The 22,861-nt window shown below is 71.5% G+C and carries 22 protein-coding genes; 12 read left to right on the forward strand and 10 right to left on the reverse strand.

Annotated features, from left to right (window positions below):
- On the forward strand, nucleotides 1-945 hold a 945-nt coding region (locus TR49_RS41615; protein ID WP_042383396.1), incomplete at its 5' end, for an SWIM zinc finger family protein.
- Between the two features lie 213 nt (nucleotides 946-1,158).
- Nucleotides 1,159-2,718 (forward strand): DUF5691 domain-containing protein, encoded by a 1,560-nt coding sequence (locus TR49_RS19850; RefSeq protein WP_042383333.1) that lies wholly within the window; start codon nucleotides 1,159-1,161, stop codon nucleotides 2,716-2,718.
- Nucleotides 2,719-2,784: 66 nt separating this feature from the next.
- Here TR49_RS19850 and icmB read toward each other — a convergent pair whose 3' ends face one another.
- Nucleotides 2,785-3,198, reverse strand: a complete 414-nt coding sequence (icmB, locus tag TR49_RS19855; protein WP_042383334.1) for a coenzyme B12-dependent isobutyryl CoA mutase small subunit — start codon at nucleotides 3,196-3,198, stop codon at nucleotides 2,785-2,787.
- 236 nt (nucleotides 3,199-3,434) lie between these two features.
- Between icmB and TR49_RS46440 the strand changes: the two genes are divergently transcribed.
- On the forward strand, nucleotides 3,435-4,427 hold the full coding sequence (locus TR49_RS46440; RefSeq protein ID WP_084725094.1) for an alpha/beta fold hydrolase: 993 nt from the start codon (nucleotides 3,435-3,437) through the stop codon (nucleotides 4,425-4,427).
- A gap of 109 nt (nucleotides 4,428-4,536) precedes the next feature.
- Entirely contained in the window at nucleotides 4,537-5,835 is a 1,299-nt protein-coding gene (locus tag TR49_RS42950) for a M23 family metallopeptidase (RefSeq protein WP_052434460.1), read from the forward strand.
- A 40-nt stretch (nucleotides 5,836-5,875) separates the two neighbouring features.
- Here TR49_RS42950 and pcrA read toward each other — a convergent pair whose 3' ends face one another.
- On the reverse strand, nucleotides 5,876-8,506 hold the full coding sequence (gene pcrA, locus TR49_RS19870; RefSeq protein ID WP_042383335.1) for a DNA helicase PcrA: 2,631 nt from the start codon (nucleotides 8,504-8,506) through the stop codon (nucleotides 5,876-5,878).
- A 43-nt stretch (nucleotides 8,507-8,549) separates the two neighbouring features.
- Nucleotides 8,550-9,026 (reverse strand): low molecular weight protein-tyrosine-phosphatase, encoded by a 477-nt coding sequence (locus TR49_RS19875; protein ID WP_042383336.1) that lies wholly within the window; start codon nucleotides 9,024-9,026, stop codon nucleotides 8,550-8,552.
- A 152-nt stretch (nucleotides 9,027-9,178) separates the two neighbouring features.
- Between TR49_RS19875 and TR49_RS19880 the strand changes: the two genes are divergently transcribed.
- Together TR49_RS19880 and TR49_RS19885 are read left to right on the forward strand one after the other, a co-directional pair.
- Complete coding sequence (locus TR49_RS19880) at nucleotides 9,179-9,709, forward strand: RNA 2'-phosphotransferase (protein WP_236653446.1); 531 nt, start codon at nucleotides 9,179-9,181, stop codon at nucleotides 9,707-9,709.
- A gap of 124 nt (nucleotides 9,710-9,833) precedes the next feature.
- Nucleotides 9,834-10,769: a PhzF family phenazine biosynthesis protein gene (locus TR49_RS19885; protein ID WP_042383400.1), complete on the forward strand. Its 936-nt coding sequence runs from the start codon at nucleotides 9,834-9,836 to the stop codon at nucleotides 10,767-10,769.
- A 61-nt stretch (nucleotides 10,770-10,830) separates the two neighbouring features.
- Here the strand turns inward: TR49_RS19885 and TR49_RS19890 are convergent, their stop codons facing one another.
- Together TR49_RS19890 and TR49_RS19895 are read right to left on the reverse strand one after the other, a co-directional pair.
- Nucleotides 10,831-11,499, reverse strand: a complete 669-nt coding sequence (locus TR49_RS19890; RefSeq protein ID WP_042365517.1) for a LuxR C-terminal-related transcriptional regulator — start codon at nucleotides 11,497-11,499, stop codon at nucleotides 10,831-10,833.
- Nucleotides 11,496-12,830, reverse strand: coding sequence for an ATP-binding protein (locus tag TR49_RS19895; RefSeq protein WP_042383402.1), 1,335 nt, complete (start codon nucleotides 12,828-12,830; stop codon nucleotides 11,496-11,498). Before TR49_RS19895 ends, TR49_RS19890 begins: the two co-directional genes overlap by 4 nt.
- Nucleotides 12,831-12,997: 167 nt before the next feature.
- Between TR49_RS19895 and TR49_RS19900 the strand changes: the two genes are divergently transcribed.
- Together TR49_RS19900 and TR49_RS19905 are read left to right on the forward strand one after the other, a co-directional pair.
- A complete protein-coding gene (locus TR49_RS19900; RefSeq protein WP_042383339.1) occupies nucleotides 12,998-14,479 on the forward strand; it encodes a PspC domain-containing protein in 1,482 nt (493 codons plus the stop codon).
- Nucleotides 14,476-14,706 carry a hypothetical protein gene (locus TR49_RS19905; protein ID WP_042383340.1) on the forward strand — a complete coding sequence of 77 codons (231 nt, stop codon included), beginning with the start codon at nucleotides 14,476-14,478 and terminating at the stop codon, nucleotides 14,704-14,706. Before TR49_RS19900 ends, TR49_RS19905 begins: the two co-directional genes overlap by 4 nt.
- Here the strand turns inward: TR49_RS19905 and TR49_RS19910 are convergent.
- The gene (locus TR49_RS19910; protein ID WP_042383341.1) at nucleotides 14,655-15,146 is read right to left on the reverse strand and encodes a DoxX family membrane protein; all 492 of its coding nucleotides are present in this window, start codon (nucleotides 15,144-15,146) and stop codon (nucleotides 14,655-14,657) included. The two genes, TR49_RS19905 and TR49_RS19910, sit on opposite strands and share 52 nt — an antisense overlap.
- 170 nt (nucleotides 15,147-15,316) lie before the next feature.
- Nucleotides 15,317-16,129 carry a class II aldolase/adducin family protein gene (locus tag TR49_RS19915; protein ID WP_084725100.1) on the reverse strand — a complete coding sequence of 271 codons (813 nt, stop codon included), beginning with the start codon at nucleotides 16,127-16,129 and terminating at the stop codon, nucleotides 15,317-15,319.
- A 444-nt stretch (nucleotides 16,130-16,573) separates the two neighbouring features.
- Between TR49_RS19915 and TR49_RS19920 the strand changes: the two genes are divergently transcribed.
- The 4 genes from TR49_RS19920 to TR49_RS19935 are packed head-to-tail and all read left to right on the forward strand — an operon-like array spanning nucleotide 16,574 to nucleotide 18,770.
- On the forward strand, nucleotides 16,574-17,164 hold the full coding sequence (locus TR49_RS19920) for an RNA polymerase sigma factor (RefSeq protein ID WP_042383343.1): 591 nt from the start codon (nucleotides 16,574-16,576) through the stop codon (nucleotides 17,162-17,164).
- On the forward strand, nucleotides 17,161-17,979 hold the full coding sequence (locus TR49_RS40150; RefSeq protein ID WP_052434461.1) for a hypothetical protein: 819 nt from the start codon (nucleotides 17,161-17,163) through the stop codon (nucleotides 17,977-17,979). The genes TR49_RS19920 and TR49_RS40150 overlap by 4 nt, the downstream gene beginning before the upstream one ends.
- Before the next feature lie 27 nt (nucleotides 17,980-18,006).
- A complete protein-coding gene (locus tag TR49_RS19930) occupies nucleotides 18,007-18,237 on the forward strand; it encodes a hypothetical protein (protein WP_042383344.1) in 231 nt (76 codons plus the stop codon).
- A 5-nt stretch (nucleotides 18,238-18,242) separates the two neighbouring features.
- Nucleotides 18,243-18,770, forward strand: coding sequence for a hypothetical protein (locus TR49_RS19935; RefSeq protein WP_152627360.1), 528 nt, complete (start codon nucleotides 18,243-18,245; stop codon nucleotides 18,768-18,770).
- Nucleotides 18,771-19,014: 244 nt separating this feature from the next.
- Here TR49_RS19935 and guaA read toward each other — a convergent pair whose 3' ends face one another.
- From guaA to TR49_RS19950, 3 genes are all read right to left on the reverse strand, one after another.
- Nucleotides 19,015-20,610 (reverse strand): glutamine-hydrolyzing GMP synthase, encoded by a 1,596-nt coding sequence (gene guaA / locus TR49_RS19940; RefSeq protein WP_042383348.1) that lies wholly within the window; start codon nucleotides 20,608-20,610, stop codon nucleotides 19,015-19,017.
- Nucleotides 20,611-20,700: 90 nt separating this feature from the next.
- On the reverse strand, nucleotides 20,701-21,099 hold the full coding sequence (locus TR49_RS19945) for a chorismate mutase (protein ID WP_042383349.1): 399 nt from the start codon (nucleotides 21,097-21,099) through the stop codon (nucleotides 20,701-20,703).
- 1,023 nt (nucleotides 21,100-22,122) lie between these two features.
- Entirely contained in the window at nucleotides 22,123-22,773 is a 651-nt protein-coding gene (locus tag TR49_RS19950) for a TMEM175 family protein (RefSeq protein ID WP_042383350.1), read from the reverse strand.
- Between the last annotated feature and the right edge of the window lie 88 nt (nucleotides 22,774-22,861).

Consider the following 22,861-nt stretch of genomic DNA (forward strand, 5'->3'; position numbering starts at 1 on the left):
GCCCCGCGCGACGAGGCGGCGGCAGCGGCCAGGCGTCGGCGGCGCGAGGCCCGGGTCGCCGCCGGTGCGGACGAGCTGCTGGCACGCCTCACCGACCAGTTGCGCGACGGTCTCGCTGAGGCCCCGTCCCGCGGTTACGCATTCTGGGACGGCGTCGCTGCGCGCATGGTCGACGCCCAGGCGCCCGGATTCGCCTCCCGCGCCCGGGATCTGGGCGCCCTCCCGGCGTCCGGGGCGCAGTGGCCCGCCCGGCTGCTGGAGGAGTACGCCCTGCTCCATCTGCTCGCCGCCGGCTATCAGCACCAGGACGCGCTGCCCGCACCGCTGGCCGCGACCATCCGCTCCCGCGTCGGCTTCACCGTCGACAACGCCGACGTGCTCCGCACCGGTCCATTGGTCCGCGATCACTGGTTGGTCCTCGGCTCGCGCGACAGCTCCGACGACCGCCTGACGACGCGTCGCCTCTGGCTGCGGGGCACCCGGTCCGGCCGGGACGCGCTGCTGCTCTCCTTCGGCCGTCCCGGCACGACTCCGGAGCTCTCCCTGCCGACCGGGCTGGTGCTGGACGCCGAGCTCGCCTTCCACCCCGCCGCTCCGGCGCTGCGCGCCGCCCTCGGCGCCCGCCATGCCGGGCCCTCGGCCCCCGTCACGCCCGGCCCGGAGGGCACCTCGATCGATGCCGCCCTCGGCTCCTACGCGGCGGCCCTCGGCGCCGACCCATGGCTGGACGCCTGGCCCGCCGTCATCGCCGAGGCCACCCCGGTTCCGACGGACCACGGCTGGCAGCTCGTCGACGCCACCGGGGCCGTGCCCCTCTTCACTCCCTCCCCCTGGCGGCTGCTGGCCGCTTCGACGGGCCGCCCTCTCACCGTCTTCGGCGAGTGCGGCCACCGGGGTTTTCACGCCGTCACGTGCTGGACGGAGCACGGGCCGCTGATTCTGTGACAGCCACGGGCCGTGGGGGTGGCTGTCACAGTCCGACGTGCAACGCCTCGGCCCCGGTCACGCCCCGCACGTGTGCGTCGTGCTCCGGTTCGGAACGGTCGGGCCCGGCCCCGTTCTCCTGCCTTCTCCGAAGCTCTCACCCACCAGGAGCCACAGCGGCCCTGGCCTGCCTCCCGTTCGTCCCGAACCCTCCGCCGCCTCGAAAGGATCGCTGTGACAAGGACCGCTGAGACGACCTGGACGGACCTCGTCGAGGATGCGCTGCTCGGCACCAATCGGCGCGCGAGTCCGGGTCTGCTCGACCGCGCCGTCGCGGCGACCCTGGCCCGGCGGGCCGGGCTGCGGCCTGCGCCCGCGCCGGAGATCCCCGCACCCGCCCCGCACGAGGGCCGCCCTCCGCTGCCCGCGCCCGCGGTCCGGCGGCTCGCCACACTGCTCGCGGAGAACAGCAGTGAGCTGCTGCCGCAGTGGCTGACCACTGCGCGCAGGCGCGGCTTCGCCGCTCCGCCGGAGCTTCTTCCGGCACTGCTCGACGCGGCGCGCCAACGCAGCGACCTGCGGGCGGACGCGGTGGCCCTCGCCGGCGCACGCGGCCACTGGCTCGCCGCCATGAATCCCGAGTGGCGGTACGCGCTGCGCATCCCGGTCGTCGGGAAGGTCGACGAGGCGGACACCGAGGGGGCGGCGGACGACGCGAACGGCGTGTGGCAGGAGGGCCTGTTCGCCGAACGGGTCACGCACCTGAGCCGACTCCGCCGACGCGACCCCGCAGCGGGTCTCGCCCTGCTCCGGTCGACCTGGGCGACCGAGCGGGCGGAGGATCGGCTGCTCTTCCTCGACGCGCTGCAGGAAGGGCTCGGCCTGAACGACGAACCGTTCCTGGAGGCTGCTCTCGCCGACCGGGCCAAGAACGTCCGGTCCACCGCCGCCGAGTTGCTCTCCGCCCTTCCGGGATCCGCGCTCGCGGCGCGGATGGCCGAGCGAGCACGCCGCGCAGTCACCTTCGACGAAGACGGCGGTCTGCTCGTCACACCGCCGCAGGCCTGCGACGCGGACATGCAACGCGACGGCATCGCCGCCACCTCACCGACCGGACGCGGCGACCGGGCCTTCTGGCTCGGGGAGATCGTCGCAGCGACTCCACTCGCCTTCTGGTCCGAGCTGACCGGCGCTCCGAGCAGCACAGAAGCCCGTGCCTCCCTATCGGGTGCCCCGAACCCGCAGAGCACCGCAGCCGCGACGATCGCCGCAGCCACACCGGAGTCCGTGCTGGCCCGGGCGGTTTCTCCGGCGTGGGCCGACGAGATGCGCGAAGGGTGGGCGCGAGCGGCCGTTCGCCAGCACGACGCCGCCTGGGCTCGAGCGCTGCTGGCCGAGCGCAGGGGCGAGGCCCACGCCCGGACGGCGACCGGCGGCGCACCGTCCAGGCTGCTCTCGGTGCTGCCCGCCGTCGAACGTGCGTCTTGGACAGCGCGGTTCGTGGCCGATCACGGGCTGGCCGAGGCGTTCCAGCTTCTGGTCACCTGTCCCGCGCCTTGGCCGGACGACCTCTCCGGCGCGGTGCTCGACGCGCTGGCCAACGCTGCCGGTGCCGGCGCCTATCCGTGGAGCCACAGCGGGGTGCTCGGCGTCGCCGAACGCTGCCTGCCGTTCGCGGCGGCGCCGGGCATCGACGCCCTGGCCGCGGGGGCGACCTCCGCCTGGGCGGAGGTGCTCAGCCGGCTCGCCGACACCCTGCGTACTCGCGCGGCGATGCTCGACGAGCTGGCGTAGCGGTCTGCGGCACTTCCGTCGGCGCGCCCCGGGCCGAACCGGCCAGGCCGCGCCGTCGAGGGGTGGTCAGGCGCTTGCGCCGGTGCGCAGGTGCGACTCGACCCAGCTGACCACCTCGCGCGTCGGGGCGCCAGGAGTGAAGATCTCGGCCACGCCGAGGGCCTTGAGCTGCGGGATGTCGTCGTCGGGGATGATGCCGCCGCCGAAGACGACGATGTCGGCCGCGTCGCGCTCGCGCAGCAGCTCGACGATCTTGGCGCACAGGGTCATGTGTGCGCCGGAGAGGATCGACAGGCCGATGCCGTCGGCGTCCTCCTGGATAGCGGTGTCGACGATCTGCTCCGGGGTCTGGTGCAGGCCGGTGTAGATGACCTCCATGCCGGCGTCGCGCAGGGCCCGCGCGATCACCTTGGCCCCGCGGTCGTGACCGTCGAGCCCAGGCTTGGCCACCACAACGCGGATCGGGCCGGACACGCCCATCTTCTGCCTCCTGCGTTTCTGCGTCCTTGCAGCTGCTGCGTTAACCGGCGTTACCACCCGGTGGTGGAACGTTATCGCCAGCAGGGCCGCAACGCCGTTTCGCGGGCCCAAGCGAGGGGAGAATCACATCGATTCGTGCGTTCACCCACCCGTTCGTCGCCTGTCCTCCGCACGTTCGCCTGTCCGTTCGCCGTCTGTTCGTCGAGCCAGTTCGTCCGCCGTTCACTGCGCGTGGGATGGACCCGCGTCCGGCCTCGAGGTCGTCCACTCCTACCTCGGCTCGGGCTTTCCCCGGACACTCCGGGGCGCGCAGCGGGGAGTCGCAAGCCGCCACGCGCCCGTCGGCGTGCCGCGCCGTCGCGCGCGTACGCCCGCCCGGCCGCGTCCCTGCCGTGCCTCCTCTGAGCCGTACCCACGGGGAGGTCGGAGCCGTGAGCATCCCGTTCTGTCGTGCCGCCGCGCTCGCTCGCGGCGTCGGCCTGGAGGGCGCCGCTCTCACCGGCCACCTGTTGCTGTACCCGGGAGGCTTCACGCCCGAGCGACACCCCCCGCCGGGGCGCCTGCCCTGCGCGCACCCGTCGGACTCCGGGCACAGCCCGGTCCTGCTGGTGCACGGACTGTTCGACAACCGGGCCGTGTTCACCGTGCTGCGCCACAACCTGCACATCCACGGCTGGGACCACGTCCATGCACTGAACTACAGCCCCTTCAGCCTCGACGTTCCGCGCGCGGCGACCCTGCTCGGGCGGCACGTCGAGAGGCTGCGCCGGGTCTACGGCGACGAACCGGTGACGATCATCGGTCACAGCCTCGGCGGTCTGATCGCCCGCTACTACGTGCAGCGACTCGGCGGGGACGCACTGGTCCCGCGTGTGATCACGCTGGCCACGCCGCACCACGGCACGGAGACGGCCCGGCTGCTGCAGCCGCTTCCGATCGTCCGGCAGCTACGCCGGGACAGCGAGGTGCTCGCCGAGCTGGCGCAGCCCGCTCCGGGCTGTCGCACGTGTTTCCTCTGCTTCTGGGGTGATCTGGACCCGCTGATCCTGCCGCCGCACAGCGCCACACTGCACCACCGGGACCTGCGAGCGGAAAACGTCCTCATCCGGAATGCCGGTCACCTCTCTCTTCCGATCCACGGCGAGGTGCTCGCACGGATTCGCGAATGGCTCCGACAATCCCAAGATCCCTTCGAAACCGGCCATATGACCAATAGTCAGATCGCTTGATCGGGCCAATTGCCAGGCGGGCGACAAAAGGCCCGATCCCTTGTTTCTCCTCCGCCTCTGGGGATACAGTCACGGTCACTTTCCCCGCTGTCGAGGTGGTTAGGATCCCGTGACCGCTGACCCCAGTTGGTACGGCCAGCAGACACTGGTTCACCCCGACTCCAGCCACCAGCCGTACGCGCCGTACGACACGTACGAGACCTACGGGGATCCGTACGCGACCCACCAGCAGTACGGCTATGTGCAGCAGCACGGATACGCCGCGCCGTACGGCTACGGGGAACCGTACGGCGGAGGCCACACGGCCACCGCGACCCAGCCAGCCGCCGGATACGGCTGGCCGGACTACTACCAGGCGCAGCACGAACCCACTCTCGTCGCCGAGTACGGCGGATACCCGGGGCACGCCGCGCACCAAGCCCACCAGGGCTACGCCGCACACCACGGCTACGCGGCGTACCCGGAGTCCCCGGGCTACGCGAACCATGGCGCCTACCCCGACTACAGCGTCTACGACACCGAGACCGACGGGTCGTACGCCGCCGGGATCGCCCCCCAGCCCTGGGACGGCTCTGACGGCGTCGACGCGGGATGCGAAGCACACGAACGGGTCGGGCCGGCCGACGACGGCCCGGACCCCGACGTCGGCGACGACACCGATGCCGTCGCCGGCGGCCGAGGAGGGCTCGGGGCCGACGACGCCGACCGCTGCGAGGTCGCGCAGGCCTCCCGGCGACGCGGCGTGCGCCGCCGTTCGGCCGTGCTCACCATCGCGGTGCCGTCCCTCGCCGTGCTCGGTGTCGCCGGGGCCGCCGCCGCGACCATGGGGCCGTTGCGCTCGCACCACACTGACGCGACCGCGTCCTCCTCGACGGCAGCCACCCAGGCCAAGGCGCAGGCGCTGGCCGCTTCCGAGGCCCGCGACGCCGCCCAGCGGGCCGCCCGTGACCAGGCGCGGACGGCGTTGCAGCTACGGCAGGCGGCCGCCCGCAAGGCTGCGGCCGAGGCGCCCCGCTACGTCCTGCCGATCGCCTACCACACAGGCCTCAGCGCCCTGTTCGGGCAGGCCGGCACGCACTGGATGCAGTTGCACACCGGGATCGACTTCCCGGTCCCCGAAGGCACGCCCGTCCACGCCGTGACCGGCGGCACGGTGACCACGGAGTGGAACCCCTTCTACGGGTACATGGTCAAGTTGACGGCGCCGGACGGCACGGTGACCTGGTACTGCCATCTGAGCTCGTACCGGGTGCGCAGCGGCCAGGTGAAGGTCGGCGACATAATCGCGTACTCCGGCGACACGGGGAACTCCACCGGACCCCACCTGCACTTCGAGGTGCACCCCGACGGCGGACCCGCCGTCGACCCGTTGCCCTGGCTGCTGGCCCGGGGCCTGGATCCGCGCTGAGCGCGGGTCCAGGCCCGACCCGACAGCCGAACCTCGTTTCCTACAGCTTCTCGACCGGCGCGTAGCGCAGCAGCAGCTGCTTGGTGCCATCGGCCCCGAAGTCGATCGTGGCCTTGGCGTCGTCCGCCGGGCCGGAGACCGAGACGACGGTGCCCAGTCCGAACCGGTCGTGGGTGACCCGGTCGCCCACCGCCAGCGTGATCACAGGGCGGTCCTTCATCCGGCCCGCGCTCTTGCCCCAGCCCGCCGCCGGGGAGGACGAGCGTCGACCGGCCCCTGAACCGCCGCCCGAACCGGAACCGCCGCCGAAGCCCGAGCCACCGCCGGAGCGGCTCCCGAAACCGCCCGGAACGGCTGCCGCGGCCGTACGGCGCTCGTCGACGAGCGTCGTCGGGATCTCCTCGAGGAAGCGGGAGGCGGGGTTGTAGGACGGCTGGCCCCAGGCGCTGCGCAGGACGGCACGCGAGAGGTAGAGCCGCTCGCGGGCGCGGGTCAGGCCGACGTACGCGAGACGCCGCTCCTCCTCCAGCTCCTTGGTGTTGGTCATCGCCCGCATGTGCGGGAAGACGCCGTCCTCCATGCCGGTCAGGAAGACGACCGGGAACTCCAGGCCCTTGGCGGTGTGCAGGGTCATCAGCGTGATCACGCCGCGCCCCTCGCCGTCCTCGTCCGGGATCTGGTCGGAGTCGGCGACGAGCGCGACCCGCTCCAGGAAACCGGGCAGACCGGTCTGGAGCGGTTCCCCGTCGGGGCCCTCCAAAGGCTCCTCCTGCTCGAACTCCAGCGCCACGGCTGCGAGTTCCTGCAGGTTCTCGACACGGGTCTCGTCCTGCGGGTCGGTGGAGGCCTGGAGCTCGGCGAGGTAGCCGGTCTCCTCCAGCACCGCCTCGAGGATGGCGGCCGGGCCGGCGCCGCCCTCGACGACGCCGCGCAGCCTGGCCATCAACTCGTTGAACTTCTTCACCGCGTTGGCGGAGCGCGCGGCCATCCCGTACGCCTCGTCAACCCGCAGCAGGGCCTGCGGGAAGGAGATGCGCTCGCGGCCGGCCAGCGCCTCGATCATCGCCTCGGCACGCTCGCCGATACCTCGCTTGGGCACGTTGAGGATGCGGCGCAGCGGCACCGCGTCCTCCGGGTTGGCCAGCACCCGCAGGTAGGCCAGGACGTCCCGGACCTCCTTGCGCTCGTAGAAGCGGACCCCGCCGACGACCTTGTAGGGCAGGCCGACACGGATGAAGACTTCCTCGAAGACACGGGACTGGGCGTTGGTGCGGTAGAACACCGCGACGTCGCCCGGCTTGGCGTCGTCCTTGTCGCTCAGTTTGTCTATCTCGTCCGCGACGAACTGGGCCTCGCCGTGCTCGTCGTCGGCGACATAGGAGACGATCTTGACGCCCTCGGCGCCCGCCGTCCACAGGTTCTTCTTGCGACGGTTGCTGTTGCGCTCGATGACGGAGTTGGCCGCGCTGAGGATCGTCTGCGTGGAACGGTAGTTCTGCTCCAGCAGGATCGTGGTCGCGTTGGGGTAGTCCTCCTCGAAGTCGAGGATGTTGCGGATCGTCGCGCCGCGGAAGGCGTAGATCGACTGGTCCGCGTCACCGACCACGCAGAGCTCGGCGGGCGGGATCTCGGCGAGCTGCGCCTCCGCCGGGTTCACGAACTCGCCGTCGACGGTCTTCTTCGGGCCCTGGCCGCTGGCGCCGCCGGTGAGCTCGCGCACCAGCATGTACTGCGCGTGGTTGGTGTCCTGGTACTCGTCGACCAGGATGTGCCGGAACCTGCGGCGGTAGTGCTCGGCGGCGTCCGGGAAGGCCTGGAGCAGGTTGACCGTGGTCATGATGATGTCGTCGAAGTCCAGCGCGTTGGCCTCGCGCAGACGCCGTTGGTAGAGCGCGTAGGCCTCGGCCAGCTTGCGCTCCATCGGGTTCTCGGCCTTTGCGGCGTAGGTCTCCTCGTCGATGAGCTCGTTCTTGAGGTTGGAGACCTTGGCACTGAAGGACTTCGGCGGGAACTGCTTCGGGTCGAGGTCCAGGTCACGGCAGCACAGCGCCATCAGGCGCTGCGAGTCGGCCGCGTCGTAGATCGAGAAGCTCGAGGTGAAGCCGAGGCGCTTGCTCTCGCGGCGCAGGATGCGCACGCACGCGCTGTGGAAGGTGGACACCCACATGGCCTTGGCGCGCGGACCGACCAGTGCCTCGACGCGCTCGCGCATCTCCCCGGCGGCCTTGTTGGTGAAGGTGATCGCCAGGATTTCGCCAGGCTGGACGCGGCGCGCGGCCAGCAGGTAGGCGATGCGGTGGGTGAGCACCCGGGTCTTGCCGGATCCGGCGCCCGCGATGATGAGCAGCGGGGACCCGGCGTGCACGACGGCGTCGCGCTGTTGCGGATTCATCCCGTCGAGCAGCGTCTCCGCGTCGATGACGGGGTGCGCCGTGCCGTTGCGGTAGTACGACGCCGGAACCGGCTCCGCCGGGTCGAAGCTGCGGAAGAGCCCGTCGGGGATCTCCTCCTCGTAGGCGCCGCCTTCTGCGTATGCGCCGCCCTCCCCGTAGGCGTCGCCGAACGCCGGACCGAAGCCGCCGCCCTCGTAGGGCGGCTCGTCCTCGGCTGGCGTGGTGGGCGCGGGGACATCCAGGCCGGGCAGGGGGATGTCGTCAAAGAGGCTGCTCATCACCCACGAGTCTAGGACGCCCCGCGGACACCCCGGGACGGCTTCACCCGACCCGGCTCCTGACCTCGGCGAGCAGCCCGTCACACCCCGCCTCGCAGAGGCGCAGCACCTCCTCGAAGCCGGACTCGTCACCGTAGTAGGGGTCCGGGACGTCGAGGTCGTCGCGGCGGGCGTCACTGTCGAAGGAGCGCAGCAGTCTGATCTTGTCCGCCTCCTCGGGGGTCCTGGCGAGCCGGCGCAGCGCCCGCTCGTGCCCCTGGTCGAGGGCGATCACCAGGTCGAGACTGCGGAACCAGTCCGGGCGGAACTGCCGCGCGACGTGCTCGCTGCCATAGCCGGCATCCCGCAGGACCCGCACCGCCCGCGCGTCCGCGGGGTCGCCCGCGTGCCAGGAACCGGTCCCCGCACTGTCGACCGCGACCAGGTCCTCCAGGCCCGCCTCGGCGAGGCGCTCCCGCATGACCTGCTCGGCCATGGGCGAGCGGCAGATGTTCCCGGTGCAGACGAAGCAGATGCGCATCACAGGCACCATTTTCCCCTGCCGCACCGGCGCCCGTGTCCGCACGGGTCCCCTGCGGGCTCGGAGATCGGCGCCGAAAGTCGCACGACATCCGCGTCAGCTGCCCCTACCGTCGCGGTATGGAAGACAACAGAACAGACGACACCCGAAGGATGGTCCGAACGTCCAAGTTCCTCTCCCGGGTGCTGCGGCACGACCCGGCGCTGATCGGGCTCAGCCTGGACGAGGCCGGCTGGGTCGGTGTGGCCGAGCTGCTCGCGGCCGCGGCGGCGCACGGCCGTCGGATCACCAGGACCGAGCTCGAACGGGTCGTCGCCGAGAACGACAAGCGGCGCTTCGCCTTCAGCGCGGACGGCCGTCGCATCCGCGCCAACCAGGGGCACACCGTGCCGGTGGACCTCGGCTACGAGGAGGCAGCACCGCCGGCCGTGCTGTTCCACGGCACCCACCCGGCCGTTGTGGCCGAGATCTGGCGCGTGGGTCTGCGCCCGATGCGGCGCCACGCCGTGCACCTCTCCCCGGACCGGGAGACCGCGGAACGGGTCGGCAGCCGACGCGGACGTCCGGTGGTCTTCACCGTCGACGCGGCGGGGATGGCGGCGGCCGGCTTCGTGTTCCAGGTCAGCGCCAACGGCGTCTGGCTGACACAGCGCGTCCCGCCGGAGTACCTCGGCGGCGGATAGGCGGGCGCGCGGCAGCTCACGATCCTTCCGCGCACGCTCCCCCACCCCCTGCTCGCTCCTCCGGTCCTGCGCGCGCACCTTCCGATGCGCCATCACAGCCGGACCAGAGCCTATGGTCGGCGGCATGACCTCACTCCCCCGGCATCGCAGCGACCGGGCCGCCCCGGTTCCCGTCACGGTCGTTCACGCGTGTCTGCGCGACGGGAGCGGCGGGAGCCCGACCGCGGTCGTCGCCGAGTGCGACGCCCTCGACGATGCGGCACGCCGCCGGATCCCGGCACTGGCCCGCACCTCTCATGCGGTCTTTGTCGACACCGGTACCGGCGACGGCGAGACCGCGGTGCGTTTCTTCACCGCTGAGGGCGAGTTGCCCGCGTGCGGCCACGGCACCGTGGCGGCACTCGCCTACCTGGCCGAGCACGCCGGCATGCACGCCGTCGACGAGCAACAGCGGACGACGCTGCGGTCCACCGCCACCGGGCAACCCGTCGAGGGGCTGACAGCACGCCAGAGAGGTCTGCTGACAGCGGAGTTCGCCGTCGCACCAGTGACACTGCGTGAGCCCGCCACCGACGAGCTGAGCCTGCTGCTGCCCGCCCTCGGCCTGCCTCTGGTCCGGGCCGCCGCGATCGCCACACTCGGTCGACCACGCCTGCTGGTGCGGGCGCCGAGCGCCGCCGCGCTGCGCCAACTGGCCCCTGACCTGCCGGCTCTGGATGACGCCTGCCGGGAGCTCGACCTGCTCGGCTGCTATGTCTACGCCGGCCCCGCGACTCCGCGAGGGCGGCTGGCGGCTCGGATGTTCGCCCCCGCCATCGGAGTCCCCGAGGACATCGCCAACGCCAACAGCACCGCCTGCCTGGCGACCGCCCTGCACGCGAGCGGCGGCCTCGAAGCCACAGCCTCCCGTCCTGGCAGGCTGGCTGTCGACATGGGCGACTCCGTGGACAGTCCGGCGACGATCACGGCCACCGTGGCCACCCTCGCCGACGGCTCGCCCCAGGTTTGGGTCGGCGGAACGGCCCGCGTCGGCCCGACCCTCCGACTCGACCTCGGCTGAGCACCGAGCCGTTTCTGGCCGGCCTGGGCTGCGGGACAGGCACTGGACCAACCGACCGGGGCTAGACCAACCGGCGGGCCGTCGCCCAGCGGGTCAGCTCGTGGCGGTTGCTGAGCTGGAGCTTGCGCAGGACCGCGGAGACATGGCTCTCGACGGTCTTGACGGAGATGAACAGCTGCTTGCCGATCTCCTTGTAGGCGTAGCCGCGGGCGATCAGGCGCAGCACCTCCCGCTCGCGCTGGGTGAGGCGGTCGAGGTCCTCGTCCACCGGCGGGGTGTCCGTGGCGGCGAAGGCGTCGAGGACGAACCCGGCCAGCCGGGGCGAGAAGACCGCGTCCCCGTCCCGGACCCGGAAGATCGCGTCGACCAGGTCGGTGCCGGTGATGGTCTTGGTGACGTAGCCCCGGGCTCCGCCGCGGATGACCCCGATCACGTCCTCGGCCGCGTCGGAGACCGACAACGCCAGGAACTTGACGCCCTCCAGCGAGGCGCAGCGCCGCAGCACCTCGACGCCGCCGCCACCGGGCAGGTGCACGTCGAGCAGGACGACGTCCGGCATGGTGGACGTGACGACGGAGACGGCCTGCTCGACGTCGGCCGCCTCGCCCACGACGTCCACATTCGTCCGCTCGGTCTGGCCGATCTCCGCGCGGACGCCCGTGCGGAACATCCGGTGGTCGTCGACGAGGACCACCCGGGCCGTGGGTCGGTCCATGTTCGCGCCGCTCATCCGCTCGCCCTCTCCATCTCCAGCTCGACCTCGGTGCCGCCCGCGGGGGCCGGCCGGACGCGGGCGTGCCCGCCGTTGCGCTGCATCCGCCCGATGATCGAGCCGCGCACGCCCATCCGATCCTCCGGGACCGCGTCCAGATCGAAGCCGGGCCCGCGGTCGCGGACGAACACCCACACCGTACTGCCCTCGACCTCCGCGTAGACGGAGACGGGCTCCCCGCCACCGTACTTGGCGGCGTTGACCATGGCCTCCCGGGCGGCCTGGAGCTGGGCGCCGAGCTTCTCGTCCATGGGGGTGTCCCCGACGCAGATCACCTCGACCGGCACCCCGTGGTGGTCCTCGACCTCCGCCGCCACCTTGCGGATGGACTCGGCGAGCGTCTCCGGGGTCCCCTCGTCCTTGGGCTCACCGGACCGGTAGAGCCACTGGCGCAGATCCCGCTCCTGGGCCCGCGCCAGGCGGGCGACCTCCTTGGAGTCGTCCGCGTGGCGGAGGATGAGCGTGAGCGTGTGCAGCACCGAGTCGTGGATGTGGGCGGCGACCTCGGCCCGCTCCTGGGCCCGGATGCGCTCGCGGCGCTCCGCGGTCAGGTCCTGCCACATCCGCAGCAGGTAGGGGCCTGCCAGCAGCAGCACCCCGGCCAGAACCACCAGGACGGCCTGCATGACCTTGCCGAACTCCGCCAGGGAGCCGGAGACCACCAGGAAGCTGATCACCCCGCCGGCGACCAGCACCACGCCCGCGCCCAGCCGCAGCGTGACCGCCCCGCGGCTGCTCTCGTCGAGCGAGAACCAGCGGGCCCAGCGGGAGTCGTCCACCTGCCGCCAGACCAGGGCCACCCCTGCCCCGGAGATGAGCACCGGCCAGAAGTACGGGTCGTCCTGGCCCGCGGTCAGGACGTTGATCAGCACCAGGACGCCCGCCAGCACGGCGACCAGCACCAGCAGCCGACCGCGGTCCCGCACGGCCCTGCCCCCGGCGCCGTCGGGCCCGCCCTCGGCGGGATCCCCCCGGAAGAGCTGCTGCAGTCCGGTCCTGGCTCGCCGCAGCGCCCCCGGCCGCCGACCGCCCGAGGCGGCCTCGGCAGCCCCTGCGGGCCGTCCGGCCACGCCGACCCCTCCGGCCCGGCCCATGGGCACCACGAACCAGAAGGCGGCGTACAGCACCAGCCCCAGCCCCTGACCCAACGTCAGCACGACGAAGGCGGCCCGCACCCAGAGCACCGGAATGCCCAGATGCGCGGCGAGACCGCTGGCCACGCCGCCGACCACACGCCCCTCGGGACGGCGGTACAGCTTGCGGACCGGCGCCACGGACGGAGCGGCCAGGTCGGTCCGCTGGTCCGGGCGGTCGGGGTGGAGGTCACTGGTTGCCACGGGTCGATCGTCACACGGCGCGCATGCGAAAAGCATCAGGGTCGACCCCGGAGGTCGCCCTGGTTCGGTGGCGGACCTGTGTCAGGGTGGAAGTCAGGGTTCGACCAGGGAGATGCCGGATGGGCACAGCCGCCGACGGCCTGCAGGATGAGGGCATGGACGCGACCACCAGCACACCCCCGCAGCCGGAGGGCGACTTCGCTCCCGACGGCGGTCAGGAGCCCGAGCGCTCCCGCCCGCCGCTCGAGCGCAGCGCCAGCCACCGGGTGGTGACGGGTGTCTGCGGCGGGCTCGGCCGCCGGCTGAACATCGACCCGCTGGTGTTCCGCGTCGTCATCGCCGTGCTCTGTCTCTGGGGCGGCGTCGGGCTCTTCATCTACGGCGTGGCCTGGTTGATGATCCCGATGGAGGGCACGGGCAAGAACGAGCTGCAGCGCCTGATGTCGGGGCGGGTCGACGGACAGTCGCTCGGTGCGGTGCTGGTCACCGTGCTCGGCACCGGGATCTTCTTCTCCTACATGGGCGCCAAGGACCATGTGTTCCCGCTGCTGCTCATCGCGGCGCTGGCCTTCGCGGCCCTGCGCTACGACCCCAAGCGGCACCAGCTGCCGCCGCGCGAACCGGAGCCGCCGGTCGCGCCCGAGCCGCCCCCGGCGGCACCGAACTGGTGGCAGCGGTCCGACCCGCTGCTGAAGACCGCCGAACCGGCGGTCCCGGCCGACGAGGTTCCCGGCTGGCTGTCCACGGACCCGCTGCCCACGGGCACGGTCCCGGCGGACCACCCCTCACCGAGCGAACGAACCGGGTTCGCCGAGGGACCGCTGACGGACACACCCCTGACCGACAGCCCGCTCTGGGGTGCCTCCCCCGAAGCCTCGACCGCGAGAACGGCGGACACATCGGGCGCTTCGGCCTGGGCCTACCCCGGGTCGTCGGGGCTGCTGCCGCCGACCGACCCCCGAACCGAGACGCCGCCCGCCGGCCCGCGCCGGGTCCGCGGCCCGTGGGGTCTGCTCACTCTGCTCCTCGCGGCGGGCACGGCCGCCGTCGTCTACGGCGTGGGCGCGGCCCACCACGAGGTGAACGCCCTGGCCGTGCTGGCCTCGGCCCTTGTGGTGATGGCGCTCGGCCTGGTGGTCAGCGGGTTCCTGCGCCGCCGGGCGATCGGCCTGACCGTGGTGGCACTGCTTCTCTCCCTGGCCACGGTCACCGTCGGTGCCGCCCCGTGGCAGCACTGGTCCCACACGGCGTGGGCCCCGGTCTCGGCCACACAGCTCCAGACCGGATACTCACTGCGCTTCGGGGACGCCACCCTGGACCTCACCCAGGTCCGGCCCACCGCGGGCCAGACGGTCTCCTCCCACGTCAGCCTCGGAGCAGGAACACTGCAGGTCCTGCTACCAGGCGACGGGGCGGACGGCCCCGAGGTCAAGATCAACGCCCAGACGGGCGCGGGCGCGCTGCGACTCCCCGACGGCTCCCGGATCTCCGGGGTCGCGGACTCTCGCACCATCGACCTGAACCAGGCCGGGGCCGCCGCCCACGGCACCATCCAGCTCGACCTCCAGATCGGCGTCGGGCAGTTGGAGGTGGTCCCATGACCTCGCCGTCCGGTCCGCGCCGGATCCAGCTGTTCCCGGTGCTCGGTGGGGTCGTCTTCCTGGTCGTCGCCGTGCTCTACCTGCTTCAGGCGTCGGGGATCCTCCGGCTCGACAGCCGGCTGGTCCTCCCCCTGGGGGCGGCCGGTCTGGTGGTGGCCGGCCTGCTCGCCGCGGTCTACTCCGGCCGACCGCGACGCGACGCGAGCCAGGAGTCGAACGACAGGTAGGACGTGCCCGCGAGGATGAGGGGCAACCAGGCCATCAGGTAGATCAGGTCGTTGCCCAGGAAATACGGGTAAACCTGCCAGCTGACGGTGAGGAACAGGCTCAGGCTCAGCAACGCGCCGCCCACGGCGGCCACTCGGCCCAGCAGGCCGAACAGGGTGCCGAGGCCGACCGCCAGCTCACCGACCGCGAAGGCGACCGCGAACGAAGACGGCGCCTTCAGGGCTATGCCCAGCAGCGGGCCGATGGGGCTCGATGACTTCAGGCCTTGGGTCATGGCTGCGAAGGAGGTCGGGTCGGACAGGCCGCCGAGGTAGTGCGGGTCGGTGAACTTGTAGAGGCCGGCGTAGATGAACGTCACCCCCAGGAAGACCCGTAGGGGCAGTAGCGCGTATGTGGTGCCCCGTGCCTTCAGACGCTCCCGCGTCAGCGTTCCACCCATGCTGTTGCTCCCGGCCTTCCTCAACCCGCTCTTCTCGGTCCCGGGTCTCTACGCCGCAGGACCTGATCGGGTTCACCGCGGCGCGCCGTTCCGGACACGCCGGAACGGTACGCCGACGGCCGGCGAACCGTGCGGGCGGGGTCGGTCCTCGTCGGGCGGTCCCCGTCGGGTCAGTCCTCGTCGGGTCGGTCCTCGTCGAAGGCGCCGGTCAACGCATCCACGTGGCCAGTGGTGAGCGGCTGGTAGTTGACCCAGCCGGCCAGGTCACTGCCGATCTGGTCCCGCGTGAGCAGCGCGCTCTCGTGCTCGATCGGCACGAGCTTGCCCGCCGCCTGCGCCAGGAGCTGGACCTGGCAGGACCGCTCCATGGTGATGAACCACCAGGCGGCCGCGTCGACGCTGGTGCCGACCGTGAGCAGGCCGTGGTTGCGCAGGATGACGGCCTTGTGCGGACCGAGGGCGGCGCCGATGCGGCGGCCCTCCTCGCGGTCGAGGACGACTCCGGTGTAGTCGTCGAACAGGGCGTGGTCCTGGTAGAAGGCGCACACGTCCTGGGTGACCGGGTCCAGCAGCTGCCCGAGGGCGGAGAAGGCGCGCCCGTGGGTGGAGTGGCTGTGAGCCGCCGCGACGACGTCCGGGCGGGCGGCGTGCACCTCCGAGTGGATCGCGAAGGCCGCCTGGTTGACGTGGTGTCGACCGTGGACGACACGGCCGTCGTGGTTGACCAGGAGCAGATCGCTCTGCTTGATCACCTTGAAGGACATGCCGAAGGGGTTGACCCAGAAGTGGTCGGTCCATTCGGGGTCGCGCGCGGTGATGTGGCCGGCGACGCCCTCCTCGAATCCGAACTTGCCGAAGAGCCGCAGCGCCGTGACGAGCCGGGCCTTGCGGTGCGCACGCTCCTCCTCGACGCTCTCGAAGGTCGGCGGCATGGCGAAGTGAAGCTGGTCCAGGGGGATCGGCTGCGGGGGTGGGTTCGTCATACCCGGAAGCTACCCCTGGGTAGCGGGGAGCACCATAGTCTGCCCGCGTCACGGAAAAGCGAATCCTCGCAGTAATCCTGACGAACACTCATGTGATGTGCGCAACATCGATCACAATACGTGACGACACAGAGTGGCACTGCACGGTCTCCGAGGTGCCACCCACACGAGGCGGAAGCTGCCGCTTTGTCCCAGGGATGCAGCGTGGCGCGGCGTGCCAGTTTGCTGTGAGTGACGAACTCCGTTCTGTGCGCACGGATTTGCTCCCTTGGTGTGCGTGTTTGACCGCTTCACTCCGCTTGGCTTGTCCCGTGCGGGCGAAGTGCTCGCACCGGCCGGGTGACGGTCGAGCATGTCCGTGTTGAAGTGAGGCAAGTTGAACGACACCTGTGCTCCCTCCGGACCGAGACGCCCGGGCTGCCCGAGGCATCGGAGGGCGGCAGCATGAAGGAGGTCTTCTTCTCCACCGGGCCGGGGCCCGACGCATGGACCGATCCCGACCAGCCGCCCTGGCTGGCCCAACCGGCCGAGCTGCCGATCGGTTTCGAGCTCTTCGTCCTGGCACACCTCGACGCCTGGCACGAATACGCGGCGTTCATGCTCGGCTGCCCGGATCGGGCCAGCCGGGTGTGCCACGACGTCCTGCTCTACATCGCCGCATGGTGGCACGACTTCGAAGACGACCCCGCAGTCGGCCGGAACGCCTGGGAGGTGCTTCAGGCTGGGGTGACCTACGAGAAGCGGCGCCCGGACGGCAGCCCGAGCTTCATGTGGAAGATGGCGTTCGGCCACGCCATGGTCTCCGCCCGGCACGAGCTCGCCGCCGAGGAGGGACCGGTGCTCCGGGCGGTGGCACAGCTGCCGCCGCGCCAGTTCGACGTGATCATCCTCAAGCACTTCATGGACCGCTCGCGCGAGGAGATCGCCTGGCTCCTCGGCCGCACCATCAGCACCGTGGACCGCCACCACCGTGAGGCCACGGCCGCGTTGAAGGAGTCGCTGACCAAAGGACGACGCAAGGGGGAGAGCGTATGACCGGCGAGGAACTCGACATGCTGCTGGCCGTCACGGCCAAGCGCTTCACGGCCAGAGACCGCAGCCCCGATGCCGGCGACGTGCTGCGGAGCCTGGCTCAGGACCTGGCCGGTTTCCGGAGCGGCTCCTACCAACCCGCTCCCTGGTGGGATGCCGTCTCGAAGGCCCCGGTCAAGCTGGATTCGCTGTCCCAGTGGGTTCTGCACCAACCCGGCGCGGCGGACGCGGTGCGCCGTTGGGCCGAGACCGCGCCCACCGCGGAGTTCGCAGACACCGAGCAGCTCGGCCTCGACAAGTTGGCTCAGATCGAGGTAAGCCTGGCCCCGACCTCGACCGCGCCGTACGGCGGGCCCCATGATGCCGAGGCGGAGTACGCACCGGTGGTCGTGGTCGGGGCCCGTGTCTTCGCCTGCCTGCTGCACCAGGCAGGGCATCCTGTGAGCGCGGCGTTCTGGTGGAAGTTCGCCGCCGGCGCACAGGACCGCACTTCGGCCTACTGCCTCTATCTTCTGCACCTCGGAAGCCGCGATCTGCACCAGGCGCAGATCTGGTACGAGCAGGCGCTGCCGCGCCTCGACACCACCGAGCAGAGCCCGGCGCATCTGGAGAACTTCCCCCAGTTGCTGGACAGTTGCGCCGGCAGTCGCGGCCTGCTCACCACCAGGACACGCCGCCCTGGCCCCGATCTGCGGGCCTCACTCCAGCGACTCATCGACGCGTCGGAACGTGAGGGCTGCGACGAGGGCATCGCCGCGCCGCCCGACCGGGAGCTCGCGCAGACACTGGCCGAGTTCGCCGGGAACCGAAACCCCTGAGAACCAGCAGCCTCCGCGGAGCCGAACGTGAACATCGTCACCTCCCTCACCGCCGCGGTCTCCGGCGGCGCGGTCGCCGCCGTGATCTACGCCGGCAGCATCGCCCTCGCGGCCCTGACGGCCATTGCGGCACGCACCCCGCAGCGGCGCCGCGACGCCCGTCACGTCTTGGAGGTTCTGCTCCGACCCCACCGCTCCGGCCGATGCCCGGCAGCGCGCCGCTCTCATTCCCATCCAGCAAAGACCGAGGAGTCATGACGTGCATGCGCACCACCAGCTCTGGAACCGACACTGACGATCAGGACCACTTCCGACGCGAGACCGTGCGCCGTCGTGCACAGGGCATGACGCTGCCCCAGGCGTTACGTGCCCTCCACGGAGCACGACGCGACGGTGCCGGGGCTGTCGAGAAGTCCGAATGGGCGCGCATCGGTCGGCTCCTGCTCGACCGCCCCACCGGAACCCGGTACAGCCCCCGCATGGACCGGCGGGTGCAGACCGAGCTGGCGATAGCGGCCCACCGGCGGACCGCCGACGCGCAGGCCGAGCGCGCCGCACGGGCGGCAGAGGCCGACGGAGCGCTGGGAGAGGACGAGGTGTCCCCGCGACAGGCACTCGAGGCTCTCGCCGACGCCTTCGACGCGGCCACCCTCGTGGGCCGACTGACCCCCTGGGACATCGACACCCTCAGAGCACTCGCCGACGACAGCCCGCTGACGGCCGTACTCCTCGCCGCCTGGCTGCGCCGCGCTTATGTGGCCGGGCTGGAGCAGCTGTGGGAGACATGCTGACGGCGGCGGCAACCGAGGCCGGACGAAAACGGACTCGACAAACCCGGACTCGACAAACCCGGGCTCGACAGACCCGGGCTGGACAAACCCAGGCTGGACGCACCTGGGCTGAGCGCACCAGGACTGGACGCAGCCGGGCCCGGATGCGCCGGCATCGGCCCGGAGCGGAACGGCGCGCCCTCGCCACGACGGCAACGGGCCCCAGCCGAAGCGGCTGGGGCCCGTGGGGCCTAGGCGGGGAGTCCTACTCCCACTCGATGGTGCCCGGCGGCTTGCTGGTCACGTCGACGACGACGCGGTTGACGTCGCGCACCTCGTTGGTGATCCGGGTGGAGATCCGCTCCAGCACCTCGTAGGGCAGACGGGACCAGTCGGCCGTCATCGCGTCCTCGGAGGAGACCGGGCGCAGCACGATCGGGTGGCCGTAGGTGCGGCCGTCGCCCTGGACGCCGACCGAGCGGACGTCCGCCAGCAGGACGACGGGGCACTGCCAGATCTCACGGTCCAGGCCGGCCGCGGTCAGCTCGGCGCGGGCGATCGCGTCGGCCTCACGCAGCAGGTCGAGCCGGTCCTTGGTGACCTCACCGACGATGCGGATACCCAGGCCCGGGCCCGGGAACGGCTGACGCTGGACGATCTCCTCGGGCAGGCCGAGCTCCTGGCCGACCATCCGGACCTCGTCCTTGAACAGCTTGCGCAGCGGCTCGATCAGCTGGAACTCCAGGTCCTCCGGGAGCCCGCCGACGTTGTGGTGCGACTTGATGTTCGCGGTGCCGGAGCCGCCGCCGGACTCCACCACGTCCGGGTAGAGCGTGCCCTGGACCAGGAACTCGACCGGCTCGCCGGAGGCGCCGGCCTCGGCGATGATCTCCGCCTGGGCCTGCTCGAAGACACGGATGAACTCGCGGCCGATGATCTTGCGCTTCTCCTCGGGGTCGGTGACCCCGGCGAGCGCGCCGAGGAACCGCTCCTCGGCGTCGACGACCTTGAGCTTGACGCCCGTCGCCGCGACGAAGTCCTTCTCGACCTGCTCGGTCTCGCCCTTGCGCATCAGGCCGTGGTCGACGTAGACGCAGGTCAGCTGGTCGCCGATGGCCCGCTGCACCAGGGCCGCGGCCACCGCGGAGTCCACGCCGCCGGACAGGCCGCAGATCGCGCGCTTGGTGCCGACCTGGGCACGGATCGCGGCCACCTGCTCCTCGACCACGTTGTGCGTGGTCCAGGTCGGGGCCAGACCGGCACCCCGGTACAGGAAGTGCTCCAGCACCTGCTGCCCGTGGGTGGAGTGCATGACCTCGGGGTGGTACTGCACGCCGTACAGGCGCTTGGCGTCGTTCTCGAACGCGGCCACCGGGACCACGGCGGTGGACGCCGTCACGGTGAAGCCCTCGGGGGCGGCGGAGCAGGCGTCGCCGTGCGACATCCACACCGGCTGCTCGGCCGGGGTGCCCTCGAAGAGGGTGGAGCCCGTCTGCGAGACGCTGAGCGGGGTGCGGCCGTACTCGCGCGCTCCGCTGTTGTCGACGACGCCGCCGAGGGCGGTGGCCATCAGCTGGAAGCCGTAGCACATGCCGAAGACCGGCACCCCGGCCTCGAACAGAGCCTTGTCGACGGTGGGGGCGCCCGGCTCGTAGACCGAGGAGGGGCCACCGGAGAGGATGATCGCCTTGGGGTTCTTGGCGAGCATCTCGGAGACCGGCATGCTGTGCGGCACGATCTCGCTGTAGACACGGGCCTCACGGACACGCCGTGCGATGAGCTGGGCGTACTGCGCGCCGAAGTCGACGACGAGAACCGTGTCGACGGCGGTGTCCGCGGGGTCGGGGGTCGCTGATGCCACAGTGCGGCCTTCCGGCGGTTGCTATGGGGGGTCGACCCTCATTCTAACGGTCGAGGAGCCGACCCCTTGCCACGACGTGGGCGGCGGTGATCACACCCGCCCGCGACACAGCTCCAGCAGCAGCATCGCGATCTCCGTGCCGGGGCCACCGAGCTGCGCACGGTAGCGGTCGAGGATCTCCATCTCACGGGTCAGCGACAGCCGCGGCCCGCCGACGGCGATCCGGGCGGCCTGCACCTCGGCCGAGACCGCGATGCGACGGCACATCGCTTCGAGAATCTCGGCGTCCAACGCGTCGATCCGTCCGCGCGCCTCGGCGATGACCGCCTCGGCCGCCTCCTTGGACAGCGGGGCCGGTGCAGCGGCGGCCACTGCACCGGCGGTCGGGCCGACGGCGTCGGTCGCGGTCGCGGCAGCCTCGGTCGACGTCGCGGCAGCCTCGGTCGAAGTGGTGGGCGAGGTGGTCACGTCGGTGGTGACGGCGTCCATCTGGGTCCTCCGGGTTCGGTCCCGGCGCCGAAGGCCCTGGCGACAAAGCAAGACGCCCCTGGGCCATCGGCCCGGGGCGCCTTCAGGGTCTGCGTCAGTTCAGACGGCATCACCATGGCGACCGGAGCCTCCGGTGCCATAGCTAAAGAAGTAGGCCATCTGGAACATGCTGCGATCCTAGCGCGTGACCCGGCGCCAGGAGAATCGTTGACCCCGATGACCGTACGGGGTGCGTGTCCCCGCCAGGGACGGGCTCCAGCCTCCTTCCGGGGGCGATCGTGCGGCAGGCAGGACCACGCGTGGGAGTGACCCAGTCCGTGGGCGCGATGAGGCGTGCGCCGTGGCGCGCGCCGTGGGACCTCGCGGCCACGCTGTGACCGGACAGCAGGGGACAGCGGCCCGGTTGCGACTGCGGAGAAGGGGTGGCCGGCGAGGGGGACGCCCGGAGTCGGCCACCCCCGATCTCGCCCGTCCCGCACCGGCCCGCTGTCCCTGAACACCCCTGGGTGGCGTTGCGCCACCCGGCGCGCGGAGATCTCCGCACTACCGACTCGATCCGTCAGCCGATCCTTGCGGAGCGTGACGGAAAATCCGGGGTGGCGAAGTCTGTCGAACTGGTTGCGCCGAGTGGGCCATATCCCCCACGATGCTGGTGAGGGGGTGGACCACAGGCGGCACGGGCACCCGGCAGAAGGCCGGTCCCTTCAGCCGCGCGAGGCCGGTCACTGACGGCATTCGGTGACGTTCCGTAGTTGAGCGGCCTCGGCTCGAGATGGACAGGCGCGCACAAGCTCCGTGCGCCCCCACGCTCACCGCAGTTTGCCGGTATGCGCGCACCCGACCGCATGACCCGGCCACATGACCACACCGCAGGACCGACGGCACCCCTCCCCCCGGTGCCGTTGCCACAGCACCGACGTTGCCCTGACGTCGCGTGCTGACAGCAAGGGGCCCCGTCTTCCCCCGCGGGGCCCCTTGCACGTCGCCTCAAGCGGACCTCGTCAAGCGGAACTCGGTCGGCGCTCAGACGGCAACGGCGCCCTCGTCGTCCGCGGGCGCATCGGGCTTGAGCGGGATCGGCAGCTGGTTGAAGGCGTAGTAGAGCGCCAGCGCGAAGTGCAGCCCCAGGGTGATCACAGGGGAGACGAAGGACAGCCCGACCAGGATCGGGTAGACGATGGTCCCCGCGGCGAAGCGGAGCCGGGTGCGCCGGGCCGCCTCCACGTCCACACGCCGGTCGAAGAGGTGCCCGGTACGGGTCAGCCACCACCACATCGCCTGGAAGGTCAGCGCATGGAGGACCATGAAGGCGCTGAAGACCGCCATCGAGACCTCCGCCGGGCCCGGCTCGTCCAGCCAGTCGGAGACCAGGGCCGTCGGGAAGGGCAGGGCCGCCACGACGAGAAGCAGCACCAGGTTGATCACCAGCAGGCCGCGGTCGACCCGGGCCACGTAGCCGAAGACGGTGTGGTGGTTCAGCCACATGATCCCGATGACCAGGAAGCTGACCACGTAGGCGTCGTAGGCCGTCCAGAGATGGCCCAGCTCGTGCCAGGCGCCGCCGGCGGTGTGGACCTGGCTCGGGTTGGCCACCGCCAGTTGCAGTACCAACAGGGTGATGGCGATGGCGAAGACGCCGTCACTGAACGCCTCGACGCGGCCGGACTCGTTCATGGGCGGCAACTCTAGAGGTACACAGGGAACTTGTGGGACCGCTGAGGTGGACGGCGGGCCGTGAACCGGAACGCCGACGCGTGTACAT

Source organism: Streptacidiphilus melanogenes, assembly GCF_000787835.1.
GTDB lineage: Bacteria > Actinomycetota > Actinomycetes > Streptomycetales > Streptomycetaceae > Streptacidiphilus > Streptacidiphilus melanogenes.